The sequence below is a fragment of the Burkholderia sp. BCC1999 genome, assembly GCF_905339975.1.
In the GTDB taxonomy this organism is placed as follows: domain Bacteria; phylum Pseudomonadota; class Gammaproteobacteria; order Burkholderiales; family Burkholderiaceae; genus Burkholderia.
The window spans coordinates 62,960-76,511 of record NZ_CAJPHP010000014.1 but is presented as its reverse complement, the minus strand read 5'-3'; the positions used below and the strand labels follow the sequence as shown (position 1 = coordinate 76,511).

9 protein-coding genes are annotated in these 13,552 nt (G+C 64.2%); 8 read left to right on the top strand and 1 reads right to left on the bottom strand.

What is annotated here, in order from left to right; translation table 11 throughout:
- The first annotated feature begins 25 nt into the window (after window positions 1-25).
- The 8 genes from tssH (at window position 26) to U5809_RS21200 (ending at window position 12,507) form a co-directional block, all read left to right on the top strand.
- Window positions 26-2,695, top strand: a complete 2,670-nt coding sequence (gene tssH, locus U5809_RS21235; protein ID WP_322088029.1) for a type VI secretion system ATPase TssH — start codon at window positions 26-28, stop codon at window positions 2,693-2,695.
- Window positions 2,696-2,737: 42 nt separating this feature from the next.
- Window positions 2,738-3,859, top strand: a complete 1,122-nt coding sequence (tssA, locus tag U5809_RS21230) for a type VI secretion system protein TssA (RefSeq protein ID WP_322088028.1) — start codon at window positions 2,738-2,740, stop codon at window positions 3,857-3,859.
- Window positions 3,860-3,926: 67 nt separating this feature from the next.
- Window positions 3,927-6,488 (top strand): type VI secretion system Vgr family protein, encoded by a 2,562-nt coding sequence (locus U5809_RS21225; RefSeq protein WP_322088027.1) that lies wholly within the window; start codon window positions 3,927-3,929, stop codon window positions 6,486-6,488.
- Window positions 6,488-7,528 carry a DUF4123 domain-containing protein gene (locus tag U5809_RS21220; RefSeq protein ID WP_322088026.1) on the top strand — a complete coding sequence of 347 codons (1,041 nt, stop codon included), beginning with the start codon at window positions 6,488-6,490 and terminating at the stop codon, window positions 7,526-7,528. The genes U5809_RS21225 and U5809_RS21220 overlap by 1 nt, the downstream gene beginning before the upstream one ends.
- On the top strand, window positions 7,515-8,345 hold the full coding sequence (locus tag U5809_RS21215) for a DUF3304 domain-containing protein (protein WP_322088025.1): 831 nt from the start codon (window positions 7,515-7,517) through the stop codon (window positions 8,343-8,345). Before U5809_RS21220 ends, U5809_RS21215 begins: the two co-directional genes overlap by 14 nt.
- A complete protein-coding gene (locus tag U5809_RS21210; RefSeq protein ID WP_322088024.1) occupies window positions 8,338-9,210 on the top strand; it encodes a hypothetical protein in 873 nt (290 codons plus the stop codon). Before U5809_RS21215 ends, U5809_RS21210 begins: the two co-directional genes overlap by 8 nt.
- A 158-nt stretch (window positions 9,211-9,368) precedes the next feature.
- The gene (locus tag U5809_RS21205) at window positions 9,369-10,220 is read left to right on the top strand and encodes a hypothetical protein (protein ID WP_322088023.1); all 852 of its coding nucleotides are present in this window, start codon (window positions 9,369-9,371) and stop codon (window positions 10,218-10,220) included.
- Window positions 10,213-12,507 (top strand): DUF2235 domain-containing protein, encoded by a 2,295-nt coding sequence (locus tag U5809_RS21200; RefSeq protein ID WP_322088022.1) that lies wholly within the window; start codon window positions 10,213-10,215, stop codon window positions 12,505-12,507. The genes U5809_RS21205 and U5809_RS21200 overlap by 8 nt, the downstream gene beginning before the upstream one ends.
- A gap of 94 nt (window positions 12,508-12,601) precedes the next feature.
- On the opposite strand, the gene U5809_RS21195 is transcribed toward U5809_RS21200, so the two are convergent.
- Entirely contained in the window at window positions 12,602-13,552 is a 951-nt protein-coding gene (locus U5809_RS21195; RefSeq protein ID WP_322088021.1) for an OmpA family protein, read from the bottom strand.

Sequence of the window (13,552 nt, the reverse complement as noted above, 5' to 3'; positions counted from 1 at the left end):
CGCAATCGAACCTGAGATCGACGCCATGAGCACGCCTCTGAAGACCCTGATCACGAAACTGAACCCGCTGTGCCGGCACGCGACCGAGCGTGCGGCAAGCGCGTGCCTGGCGCGCGGCCATTACGAGGTCGATCTGGAGCACCTGTTCCTCGCGTTGCTCGAGGAGCCGGCCGGCGATCTGCCGCTCGCGCTGCGCGCGAGCCGTGTCGATCCGCATGCACTGCGTGCCGATCTCGAGCGCGAGCTGACGCGCCTGAAGACCGGCAACACGCGTACGCCGGTGTTTTCCGTGCATCTGATCGCGTTGTTCGAGCAGGCGTGGCTGATCGCATCGCTCGATTCGCAGCTCGGCCGCATTCGTTCGGGGCACCTGTTGCTCGCGCTGCTGACCGCGCCGGATCTCGCGCAGTTCGCGCAGCGGATGTCGTCGCAGTTCGCGGAAATGAACGTGACGGACCTGAAGCACAAGTTCGACGAAGTCGTGGCCGGATCGAGCGAGGCCGAGCCGCGCCAGGGTGAGACGGAAGACGGTGGCGCGGTGCCGGCCGCCGACGGTGCGGCGCCGGTGGACGGCCCGTCGAAGACGCCCGCGCTCGACACGTACACGACCAACCTCACGCAGCGCGCGCGCGACGGCAAGATCGATCCGGTGATCGGCCGCGAAGCGGAGATCCGCCAGGCGATCGACATCCTGATGCGCCGCCGCCAGAACAACCCGATCATGACCGGCGAGGCCGGTGTCGGCAAAACCGCGGTCGTCGAAGGGCTCGCGCTGCGGATCGCGGCCGACGACGTCCCGCCGCCGCTGCGCGGTGTCGCGCTGCACGTGCTCGACATGGGGTTGCTGCAGGCCGGCGCGAGCGTGAAGGGCGAGTTCGAGAACCGCCTGAAAAGCGTGATCGACGAAGTGAAGAAGAGCGCGCATCCGATCATCCTGTTCATCGACGAAGCGCACACGATCATCGGCGCGGGCGGCCAGGCCGGCCAGAACGACGCGGCGAACCTGCTGAAGCCGGCGCTGGCGCGCGGCGAGCTGCGCACGATCGCTGCGACGACGTGGAGCGAATACAAGAAATACTTCGAGAAGGATGCGGCGCTCGCGCGGCGCTTCCAGGTCGTGAAGGTCGAGGAGCCGAGCGAGCCGCTTGCGGCCGCGATGCTGCGCGGGATGTCGGGCCTGATGGAGAAGCACTTCAACGTACGGATCCTCGACGGTGCGATCACCGAGGCCGTGCGCCTGTCGCACCGCTACATCAGCGGCCGCCAGCTGCCCGACAAGGCGATCAGCGTGCTGGACACCGCGTGCGCGAAAGTCGCGCTCGCGCACAGCGCGACGCCGGCGGCGATCGACGACACGAAGAAGCGGATCGAGCGGATCGATGCGGAAATCGCGTCGCTGGAGCGCGAGGCGGCGGGCGGCGCACCGCACGACGAGCGACTCGGCGAGCTGCGCGGTGCGCGCGACACGGCGCTCGAACAACTGGCGAAGGACGAGGAGCGCTACGAAGCCGAGCGCGCGATCGTCGCCGAGATCACCGAATTGCGCGACGCGCTCGACAAGGCGCGCGGCCCGTCGGAAGACGGCCAGCCGGTCGACGTGCAAGCCACTCGCGACAAGCTCGGCGAACGCGTGGCCGCACTGCATGCGCTGCAGGGCGGCGAGCCGATGGTGCCGCTGCAGGTCGACGGTCACGTCGTCGCCGAGATCGTCGCCGCGTGGACGGGCATTCCGCTCGGCCGGATGGTGAAGGATGAAATCGACACCGTCCTGAACCTCCAGCCGCTGCTTACCGCGCGCGTGATCGGCCAGGACCATGCGCTCGACGCGATCGCGCAGCGCGTGCGCACCGCGACCGCGAACCTCGAGGATCCGAACAAGCCGCGCGGCGTGTTCATGTTCGTCGGGCCGTCGGGCGTCGGCAAGACCGAGACGGCGCTCGCGCTGGCCGACATCCTGTACGGCGGCGAGCGCAAGATGGTCACGATCAACATGAGCGAGTACCAGGAAGCGCACAGCGTGTCGGGCCTGAAGGGCTCGCCGCCGGGATACGTCGGCTATGGTGAAGGCGGTGTGCTGACCGAGGCCGTGCGCCGCAATCCGTATTCGGTCGTGCTGCTCGACGAGGTCGAGAAGGCGCACCCCGACGTGCTCGAGATGTTCTTCCAGGTGTTCGACAAGGGCGCGATGGACGACGCGGAAGGGCGCGAGATCGACTTCCGCAACACGCTGATCATCCTGACGTCGAACGTCGGGTCGGCCGCGGTGATGCAGGCCTGCCTGAACAAGCCGGCCGAGGAGCTGCCCGATCCGGACGCGCTCGCCGAGACGCTGCGCCCGCAGCTGTACAAGACGTTCAAGCCCGCGTTTCTCGGGCGCATGAAGGTCGTGCCCTACTATCCGATTTCCGACGACGTGCTCGTCGAGATCATCGAGTTGAAGCTCGAACGGATCCGCCGCCGGATCGAGGCGAACCACAAGGCCGCGTTCGAATGGGACGAGTCGCTCGTCGAGGCGGTGCTCGCGCGCTGCACCGAGGTCGACTCGGGCGCCCGCAACGTCGACCACATCCTGAACGGCACGCTGCTGCCGGAGATCGCGGGCCACGTGCTCGGCCGGATCGCCGACGGCGAAGCCATCGCGCGCATCGCGGTGCGTGCGGACGAGGCGGGCGAATTTGCGTATACCGTCGAATGAGCGCGGCCGCGCATCACCCAGCATTGATGAACTGACCGAACCATGCCGATCAATCTCCCCGAGCTGCTGACACCGATCAGCGACGCGTCGCCCAGCGGCGACGACCTGCTGTTTTCGAACGAATTCGACGCGATCCAGGACGCGCGGCGCTACGACGATCCGACGCTCGACCAGGGCGAATGGGTGACCGAGATCAAGGAGGCCGACTGGGGCTTCGTCGTCGACCATGCGGGCGAATTGCTGCGCACGCGCACGAAGGACCTGCGGCTCGGCGTGTGGCTGACCGAGGCGCTCGCGCTCGAGGACGGTATTACCGGCCTCGCCGAAGGTTATGCGCTGCTCGAGGGCCTGTGCCGCGAGTTCTGGGACACCGTGCACCCGCTGCCCGAAGGCGAGGACACCGAATACCGGCTCGGCAACGTCGCGTGGCTGTCCGGCCGTACGGCCGAGCTGTTGCGCGCGGTGCCGATGACGGACGGTGCGTCGAACGCGTTCAGCACGCTCGACTGGGAAGTGGCGCAGCACGTCGCACAGGCGATCAAGCGCGACCCCGATCACGCGGACGACATCGCGCGCGGCAAGCCGTCGCTCGACCAGATCGACTCGTCGCGGCGCATGACACCGATCGCGTTCTACACGGCGCTGCTGGCGAATCTGAAAGCGTTCGAATTCGCGCTCGATGCGTTCGAGGAGCGGCTCGTCGAGCGCGCGGGCGATTCGGCGCCGAGCTTCCGGCAGGCGCGCGACGCGTTCGAGACCGTGTACCGGCTCGCCGAGCGCTTTGCGCGCGAGCAGGGCTATACGGGTAGCGCACCGCACACGCAAGCGGCGCCGCAGGCGCAGCCCGAGCGCATCGAGCCGGTTTTCGGCAATTCGATCCAGACCGAGGAGACCCACGTGCAGCAGCAGAGCGCTCCGCGTCCTCCGGTGACGCCGATGATCGCCGGTATCCAGAACCGCGCGCAGGCCGTCGACCAGCTGCGTGCAGTCGCGCGTTATTTCCGCCAGACCGAGCCGCACAGCCCGGTCGCGTATCTTGCCGACAAGGCGGCCGAATGGGCCGACATGCCGCTGCACAAGTGGCTCGAGAGCGTCGTGAAGGACGACGGCTCGCTGTCGCATATTCGCGAGCTGCTGGGCGTGCGGCCGGACGAGCAGTCGTAAGCGTCGGGCTGGCTACCTGAGAGTGCAGGCCCGCGGGCCTGCGGCAGACAAGAACATGGACTGACGCATGAACGTGACCGAACTGGCACAGGCGATTCGCGGTGGCCTGATTCAGCAGGATCGCTTGCTGAAGATCGACATCCCGTCGCTGCCGAACAATGCGCTGGTGCCGCGCCGGGCCGTGATTCATGCCGAACTGGGGCGCGACTTCAGCGCCGAACTCGATCTCGTGTCGACCGCGAGCGACATCGAGCTCAAGACGCTGATCGCGCAGCCGGTCACGTTGTGGATCCAGCAGGCGGACAAGTCGTACCTGCCGATCAACGGGTATATCCATGCGGCGCGCAGGCTCGGCGCCGACGGCAGCCTGTCGGGTTACCAACTGACCTTCGCGTCGTGGATGCACTTTCTCAAGTTCCGCAGCGACATGCGGTACTGGCAGGACCAGAGTGTCGACACGATCCTGGCCGACGTGTTCGATACGCACCCACAGGCCAAGGGGCGCTATCAGTTCGCGCTGTCGAAGCCGCTGCCGTCGCGTTCCTACTGTCGCCAGAGCGAAACCGACTGGAACTTCGTGCATCGCCTGATGGAAGACGAAGGGTTGTTCGGCTTCTGGCGGCATGACGGGGACGGCAGCGCGCACACGCTGGTGATTACCGACGACCTGCACGCGGTCGACGAACTGTCGCCGAACACCGTCAGGTTCGACCGCTCGGGAACGGGCAGCGAAACCACGGGTTTCACGCAATGGGCCGCGTCGCGAACCCTGCAGAGTTCGCTGCACACCACGCGTACGTTCGATTACAAGTCGCCGTCCTCTGCCGGCAGCGCAAACGGCACGACGCTGCCGACCAAGGCCGATCAGGGCGACCTGCCGGGCCAGACCGAGATCTACGAATACACCGGCGCGTATACGTACGCGGGCCAGGACCGTGGCGAACATCTGTCGAAGATTCGCCTGGAGCAATGGGAGTCGTGCGCGAAGCGCTTTTTTGGCGTGGGTGGCGTGCGCGGGATCGATGCGGGCCGGCGCTTCACGCTGGCGGATCACCCCGAGCACGATCGCGATTCGGCTCAGGACCGGGAATTCGCGGCCGTGAAGGTCTCGCGGTTCATCGAGAACAACCTGCCGATCTCGGACCACGAAGCGAATTTCCCGCATAGCCTGCAGGGCCGTCTGGCGCAGGTGAAAGCCGGCCACGGTGAAGCTGCCGCCTTCGAGGCAGGTCATGACGACGGCTCGGCAGGGTTTTATCTCGTCGAAGTCGAAGCGCAACGCGCGGCCGTGCCGTATCGCAGCCCGTTCGAGCACCGGAAGCCCGTCATGCAGCTCGAGACGGCCGTCGTCGTCGGGCCGAAGGGCGAAGAGGTGTATACGGACGAACTGAACCGGATCAGGGTCATGTTCGTCTGGGACCGGCAGAACCAGGGCACCGAAACCGCCTCGTGCTGGATGCGCGTCGTGCAGTCGGATACCGGCGGCGGTTACGGCGGCGTTCATGTCCCGCGGGTCGGCGAAGAAGTACTGATCGGCTATATCGGTGGCGACTGCGACCGGCCGATCGTGATGCATCGCGTCTACAACGGTGCGACCGCGCCGCAGTGGCATAGCGACGGGATCCTGTCGGGATTCCGGTCGAAGGAGTACGCGGGATCCGGTCACAACGAGATGGTGCTCGATGACGCGACCGGGCAGAACCGAGCGCGCCTGTTCAGCAGCAGCGCGAATTCGCTGCTCCATCTCGGTTATCTGATCGAACAGAACGGCAACACGCGCGGCGCGTATCTCGGCTCGGGTTTCGACCTGCGCACGGATGCATACGGCGCCGTGCGTGCCGGGCAGGGCCTGTACGTGACGACGCATCCGAAGCAGGCGAACAGCCAGCCGCTCGATGTGAAGGAAGCGCAACAGCAACTCGTCAATGCCGAGGGGCTGATCGAATCGATGTCGCAGGTCAGCGAGGCGCATCAGGCGGAGAGCCTCGGCACCGGTCACGACGCACTGAAGCAGTTCACCGATGCGACGCAGAGCAGCGTGCCGGGTGAGACGGCGGGCGGCGGCAGGACAGCCGGCGGCGGGACCGGCAACGCGAATGCATTCACGGAGCCGGTGATGCTGTTCTCGAGTCCGTCAGGCATCGCGTTCGCGTCGCAGCAGTCGGTGCACGCATCGGGCGATCGGCAGGCCAACATCGTCAGCGGTCAAAGCACGTTCATCACCAGCGGGAAGTCGTTGATCGCCGGTATCCGGGATCGCATCAGCCTGTTTGCCCAGAACGCGGGGATGAAGCTGTTCGCGGGCAAGGGCAAGGTCGAGATCCAGGCGCACGCCGACGATATCGAGTTGACCGCGCAGAAGATCGTCAAGATCGTATCGGCGACCGAGAACGTGGACGTCGCCGCCAAGCAGGAAATCCTGCTGACCTCGGGTGGCGCGTACGTGCGGATCAAGGGCGGAAACATCGAGATTCACGCGCCGGGGAAGATCGACATCAAAGGTGCCCAGCACCCGTTCAGTGGCCCGACGAGCATGCCGTATCCGTTGCCGGCGATGCCGGGCGGCACCTGCAAGCAATGCGTGCTGAATGCGCATAGCGGCCGCGAATCGATGGTCGAGGCGGATTGATGGACGAAGTCGACGACGTGGGCGAACGGAACGACGGGACTGACGCAAACGCAGCCATCGACGCCGCGCCGAATCCGCGCGAGCGCGAGTGGCCGGCGTTTCTGGAGATGCTCAAGGCTCCGCTGGCGCGCGCGGACGACGACGGCAGGGCGTTGCGGCTTTATGCGCTCGTCGATACGCGCGGCTATCAGGAGCTGGACGTGCAGCTCGCGACGGTGCGTCGCCTGCGTTATGCGTCGCTCTGGACCGATACGGGGCTCGATGCCTATACGGATATCGCACCGTACCTGATCGCGTTCGAGCGAGACGCGCTCGACGACGAGCATGCCGAGCAGCATCGGCTGTTGCGCCAGCTGTGGCTGGAGGCCGTCGACCTGCATGCGGTGACGTGGCTGTGGTCGACGTGGTCGTTCGACGCGCTCGATGCGCATCTGCGCCAGTACGTGCAGTACGGGTTGCCCAATGGTCGCTCGTACTACCTGTTCTTCTTCGACAACCACGTGTTCGAGCGCGTGCGGCGGGTGTGGAGCGATGCGCAGGCAACGCGGTTCGTTGCGCCCTTCGACGAGATCCGGTATCGCGACCGGCGGCTCGACGAAGTCGTGTGGCGCAACGATGCGCCGGTGCTCGAAGGCGCGATGCCGGCAGGCGATGCGCCGGGCCTGGGCGAGCGGCAGCACGCGCAGCTGATCGAGCTCGGGTATCCGGACAAGCTCGTGCTGAAGTTTCGGGAGACGATGGCGGCGGTGGTCGATCACCTCTCCGATGCGCAGCTTCACGACCAGGTCGTCGGGCAGCTCGATCGCGCGGCGGCACACGGGATCGTCGACGAGGTCGGGCTGCTCTGTTATGTCGTGACCGGCGTGCAGGTTGCGCCGCGGTTCGACGAGCATCCGGCCGTGAAGTCGCGCCTCGAAGCCGCGTCGCGCGGAGAAACGAGCGTCGATGCGGCGCTGGCGTCGATCGACGATGCGACCTGGGATGCGATTCGCGATGCGCACGAGCGCGCGTTGCTGGAGGCGCGCAGTGGCGTGGCGTAGGTCCGGGGTGGCGGTGGGCCTGCTTGCGGTGGCTTCGAGCTTGAGCGCGTGCGGCAAGTCGGAGCCGGTGTATGGCGGGATCTCGGTGATCGCTCACAACTATCTGCCCTACAACCTGGATGGATTTACGATCACCGATGCTTACGGAAACAAGGCGGGTGGTGGGAATAGCTTGCCGGGTGGCGGAGGCGGGGTGACTTGTTGCTACAAGCTCCAGGGTACCGAGTTCACGGTCAAATGGAACTATGTCGACGTCGACCAGTGGCACAAAGGTAACGAGGAAACGCTTCATGCCGAGGCAAGGGCCGTGATGTCATCGGCCCAGGTTCCGGAAAAGATCGGTGACCGAATTCTCGAAGTGCATTTTTACCCGGATCGTCACGTCGAGCTGCAATTTCCCGGTGCGCTGGCGGATGCATCGCGCATTCCGATGGTCGATGTGTCGCGCTGGATGTCCAGCCGCTATCAGGATCAGTTGAACAAGCGGTACGACGAACGCGAAGATCAGCAGTTTCGACGCATCGTTCGTGTCGTAGCAACGGCATGGCTGAAATACCGACTCACGGATCTCGATGATCTGGAGCAGTACGCGTACTACGCCTTGCTTGTGAACAACCGATTCGATGCGCATCCCGAGGTTCAGCGTGTCCTGCAGGCGGCCGACGGCAAGCCCGGTACGTTCGCGAAGTCGATGCAGTCTCTGCCGAAGAGCGTGCAGTCGGCGCTGGCGAGCGATAACTTCGAGCCGGTGGTTGTCCCGGTGATTGCGGACGGATTGCTGCCGCCGCCGCGTGTGCCGGAGGTGCGGCATGGCTGAGTCGGGTGCGTTCGATCAAGGGCGCGGTCTGGCGCGCGTCGATATCGCACGCAGGACGGCGTTGGCTTGCCTGTTGTTCACGGCCGTGACGGCATGCGGGAAGTCTGAGCCCACCTACAGCGGGATTTCGGTTATTGGCCGCAACTATCTGCCGTACAACATGAGCGGCTTCACCATTACCGACGCGTACGGGAACAAGGCGAGTGGCGGCGGTGATGATCCGCCGGGTGCGGGGGGCGGTAGTGTCAAATGTTGCTACAAGCTGAAGGGCACGGAGTTTGTCGTCAAATGGAATTACTACGATGTCGACCAATGGCACAAAGGGGACAAGCAGACGTTCCGTGCCGAGGCGAAGGTGTCGATGCCGCCGTCCCGGTCGCCGGACAATGTGGGTTCCCGCATTTTCGAAGTGCACTTCTTCCCCGACCGGCATGTCGAATTCCAGTTTCCCGGCCAGATGCTCGATGATGCACGCCTGCCGATTGTCGATGTCGTGAGATGGGTGAAGCGGTATCAAGGGAAACTGGACAAGCGATACGACGAGCGCGAAGACCAGCAGTTTCGTCGTGTCGCCCGGATCGTGGCGTCTGCGTGGTTGAAATATCGTCTGACCGATCGAGGCGATCTCGAGCAGTATGCGTATTACGCCTTGCTTGTGAACAACCGATTCGATGCGCATCCCGAGGTTCAGCGTGTCCTGCAGGAGGCCGCCGGCAAGTCCGGTACGTTCGCGAAGTCGATGCAGTCCCTGCCGAAGAGCGTGCAGTCGGCGCTGGCGAGCGATAACTTCGAGCCGGTGGTTGTCCCGGTGATTGCGGACGGATTGCTGCCGCCGCCGCGTGTGCCGGAGGTGCGGCATGGCTGAGTCGGGCGCGTTCGATCAGCGGCGCGGTCCGGCGCTCGTCGATATCGCACGCAGGACGGCCCCCGAGCCGCGCGCGAATGCGATCGAACACAGATGTAAAACAGGCGCTTGCTTGCCACGGAACGGCGTGCGAGGTGTCACTCAGAAGGGAAACATCGATGCATAGAGGAACGAAACTGGCGCGTATGACGGGCCGTGTTCTGGCGACTTGCCTGTTGTTCGCAGCCGTGACGGCCTGTGGTAAATCCGAGCCGACCTACAGCGGGATTTCGGTGATGGGTCGGAATTATCTGCCGTACAACATGAACGGCTTCACCATCACCGATGCTTACGGCAACAAGGCAAGCGGTGGCGGAGACGATCCACCTGGCGCAGGTGGCGGCAGTGTCGCGTGTTGCTACACGCTCAAGGGCACCGAGTTTACGGTCAAGTGGAAGTACTACGACGCGGATCGATGGACGATGGACGACTCGCATGCGCAGCAAGTCGAGACCAAGGTCGCGATGCCACCGTCAGCCGTTCCGGAGAAAGTCGGCAGCCGCATTCTTGAAGTTCATTTCTATCCGGATCGTCACGTCGAGCTTCAGTTTCCGGGCCAACTTCTGGACGAATCGCGCATTCCGGTCGTGGATGTTTCCCGATGGATGGCGGCGCATTATCAGGAGCAACTGGACAAGAAATTCGACGATACGGATGGGCAGTCGCATCGGCGCATTGCGCGTGTCGTAGCGGCCGCGTGGTTGAAATACCAGCTGACCGACCGGAATGACCTCGATCAGTACGCGTATTTCAGTTTGCTCGTGAACAGTCGATTCGACGCGCATCCGGAGGTGCAGCGGGTCCTGCGGGCAGCGGCTGGAAAGCCCGGTGCGTTCGCCAGATCGATGCAAGCGCTACCGAAGAACGTGTTGTCCGAACTGGCGAGCGGCAAGTTCAGGCCGGTGAACGTACCGACGATTCCCGACGGCCTGGTGCCGCCGCCGCGCACGGAGGAGAAGCAGCATGGCTGAGAGAATCAAGCTCGATCCGGATGACGCGACGCCGATGTCCACGTACATGCAGCTCGTCTGCCAGGACGCGAACATGTACCCGAAAGGGGATTGTCTGCCGTGCGGCGCGACGATCCGCATGGGATTTTTCTTCGATGCATTTGGCAGAAATCGCGATATCGACGACAAGTCGAGCTCTCAATATTCGAACATCTGCCGTTTGTGGGAAGCGCACCGGGACAACGACGACAGGCATCGGCCAGTCAATCAGTTCTGGTTCCGCTTCTATTATTCGGGGCTGGGCACACCGCTCAACGAGTCGGCCAAAGCCAACGAGTGGATCAATGCGGGTGTAGCCGCCGCCAAGATGGGCGGCAAGAAGGCGTTGAGCGGAGCGGAGTCGGCCGCCAAGTCGTTCACGCGCGTCAATACCCCAATCAAACAGGCCAGCGTCAAAACGCGTGTCGACGACGTCAAGAAGCAGTTCATCGAGAATTTTCTTGAGGGAGATTTTTCGCTTCGACCCATCGACAAGGCATTCCAGGATCTTCGGAAGGATATCGAGCACATTCCCGCGCAGGCGCGGCGGATCATGAATGTGGTGAATGCGTCGCCGGAGCGATATTGGGAGCGCACCAAGGCCACCGGAACGCTGCTGTGGCGTAACGCGAAGAACGATTTCAAGAACAACGTCAAAGGCGCCCCGATGAAGGCGGGCTGGGCAGTTGCCCGCAGTCTTTTTGTCGGCATAGCGATGGAGAACGTGCCGATCGTACGTGACAACTCCGTCATGGCCAAGGCTTTCGGGACGGGCGTCGACACACGGGTGATCGCAGCCAAGGATCAGTTCGAACAGGCGTACCACGCCGTCAAGAAGCAGATGCCGAAAGTTCGGGCCATCGAGGTATCGGTGTTCGGCGCGGATCGCGGGTGCGTGCTCGCACGCGCGTTCATCAACGACCTGGCGGAGAAATACAAGCGCAGGGACGACATGGATCTCGCCATTGACGGCGTATCGATCCAGATCAAGTTTGTCGGTCTGCTCGACGCTGTTTCATCGGCCATGTCGGAAGAGGCCGGCGAGTTGATCGGTATGGTGCCGTATCTGGGAATGATCAAGACCAGCTACAAGGATCGAGCCCTTGGCATACCGGCCAGTGTGCAGCGCTGCGTTCATTTCGCCGCGGCGCACGAGATGCGCTTTTATCAGCGTCTCGACAGTCTCGAGAAGACCCGTGGCGAGCAATTCCTTTATCCGGGCACGAGTTGCGATGTCGTCGGCGGCGCGCCCAAGGGTTCACTGGGCTTCAATGCCGAGTTGATGCGGATTCCTCTGCGAGACATGCTGCTGGAAGCATTGAAGGCAGGCGCGGTCATGGACACGATGGAGGACCTGCGAGACAAAAAGCCTGACACCTTCCGGAAATTCACGATCGCACAGCCGATCAACGCGGACGGCAAGCAATACCGAATCAAGCAACTCGTCGACGCTTACTATGCCCTTGTGCCCCGCAAAGCCGGTGTCGACTTCATTGCACACTCGAAGATATTCATGCGCTGGATTGCAGCCCGCTACATGGACCCGGAGTTTCGTCGCACGATTTCGGACCCGGTCGCTGACTGGAAGCGGAACACGAGCGACGCCGACCTGCAGCGCAAGACGACGAAGTCGCAACTCGACTGGGAACTGCAGCGGCAAGGCATCAACATGAGCATGCTGGCCAGCCGCAGCCCGGCGGATCAGGAGAAGCTGCGGGGGATGAAGGCCGCGAGCGACGCTGCGCAAAAGCGCTATGAGCAACTGATCGCGGAAGCGCCGAATGACTATTCGACGGTCTGGGAGCGTCTCGAGAAAGAGGCGGCAAAGAAGCTGCGTCGCGCGTCGTACCAGGAAGGCCTGAAGAAATCCGCAGAGCAAATCCGAAACATGCCGGACTCCTGGGATTCCAACAACAAGGCAAGCGCGGACGCCGTCGAAGCAGCCATGCTGCCCGAACCGCAGATGGAACTCGTGTCGGCCTGGAAGGAAGGCATCGACGGCAAACACCCGCTTCCGCCGGACGTGATGGCGCTGTTCGACATGCTCGTTCACGACACGCTGCTGACGAGCTGGCAGGACCATGTGCTGGCACCGTCGCTGTACTTCCGCACACGGGACAAGGACGAGTTCGGTTCGAGCGATCTCGCCAAGGAAGCGAAGCAGCGCCAGAAAGACGATCGCGTCGCCGCCCGCATCGATCAGGCTGCCAAGCAGAGCCAGGAATGGGCGAAAAGCTACAAGGGCGGCGCGACGCCTCCCGTCCACTGACGGCCGGCGGCCGCCCATGAAAAACGGGCGGCGACATGCCTGTCGCCGCCCGCATCGGATCGCGTGCCGGCTCGCGATGAGCCGGCCGCACGTCTTACTGTCCCACCCGGAACTCGATCCTTCGATTCCGTGCCCGCCCGTCCGCCGTATCGTTCGGCGCGATCGGCTGATCCGGCCCGACGCCCGTCGTCGTCATCTGCTGCGGCGGAATGCTCTTCGTGATCAGGTAACCCTTCACCGCGTCCGCACGCGCCTGGCTCAGCGCGATGTTCGACGTCCGGTTCCCCGAGTTGTCGGTGTGGCCGATGATGTCGACCGTGCGGTTCTGCATCTTCGCGAGCGCGGCCGCCATCTGGTCGAGGATCAGCCGGCCCTGCGGCGTCAGCGTCGCGCTGCCGGTCTCGAACTCGATCGTCCGGTTCGCGAGCGTCTGGTCGAGCACGCCCTGTTCGGACGCCGACACGCGCAGCCCGTTCCTGATCGTGTACGTCGGGTTCAGCGTGTTCGCCATGTCGCTGGCGAGTTGCTGGCGCAACGCTTCGTTGTGCACCTCGCCCTTCATCTCGATCTGCGTGCCGTTGATCTTCAACTGGCCCTTGCTGATCTGCTTGAGCTGCGTGCCGAGCAGCTTCTGCACGTTGGCGCTCCAGTTCGGCGGCGTCGCGACGTCGCCGACCTCGATCTGGTCAACGACGTTCGTCGCGCCGTAGGTATCGCGCAGTTTCTGCAGCACGGCGGCCTTGGTCGCCTCGTCGGGTACCTTGCCGCCGACGACCACCTGGCCGGGCGTCGCGTTCGCGGGCGGCGGCGTGATCGTGCCGGCCGTGCCGCGTACCACCGTGCCGGATGCGGCGCCGGCGTTCGGGTTCGACGACGGCAGCGCGGTCGTGGCGACCGTGCCGTTGCCGACCGGCGTGACGGTGGCGCCGGTGTTCTGCGCGAAGGCTGCACCGCTGGCGACGAGGCCCGCGGCGAAGAGGGCGGCGAGGGCGGGCGAGAGGGCGACCGAAAAACGCGGGCGCCGGTCTTGAATCGTGCGATGCAT

Coding starts and splice junctions, on each gene's coding strand:
- tssH (WP_322088029.1), top strand. CDS start 26: ATGAGCACGCCTCTGAAGACCCTGATCACGAAACTGAACCCGCTGTGC.
- tssA (WP_322088028.1), top strand. CDS start 2,738: ATGCCGATCAATCTCCCCGAGCTGCTGACACCGATCAGCGACGCGTCG.
- U5809_RS21225 (WP_322088027.1), top strand. CDS start 3,927: ATGAACGTGACCGAACTGGCACAGGCGATTCGCGGTGGCCTGATTCAG.
- U5809_RS21220 (WP_322088026.1), top strand. CDS start 6,488: ATGGACGAAGTCGACGACGTGGGCGAACGGAACGACGGGACTGACGCA.
- U5809_RS21210 (WP_322088024.1), top strand. CDS start 8,338: ATGGCTGAGTCGGGTGCGTTCGATCAAGGGCGCGGTCTGGCGCGCGTC.
- U5809_RS21205 (WP_322088023.1), top strand. CDS start 9,369: ATGCATAGAGGAACGAAACTGGCGCGTATGACGGGCCGTGTTCTGGCG.
- U5809_RS21200 (WP_322088022.1), top strand. CDS start 10,213: ATGGCTGAGAGAATCAAGCTCGATCCGGATGACGCGACGCCGATGTCC.
- U5809_RS21195 (WP_322088021.1), bottom strand. CDS start 13,552: ATGCATCGCACGATTCAAGACCGGCGCCCGCGTTTTTCGGTCGCCCTC.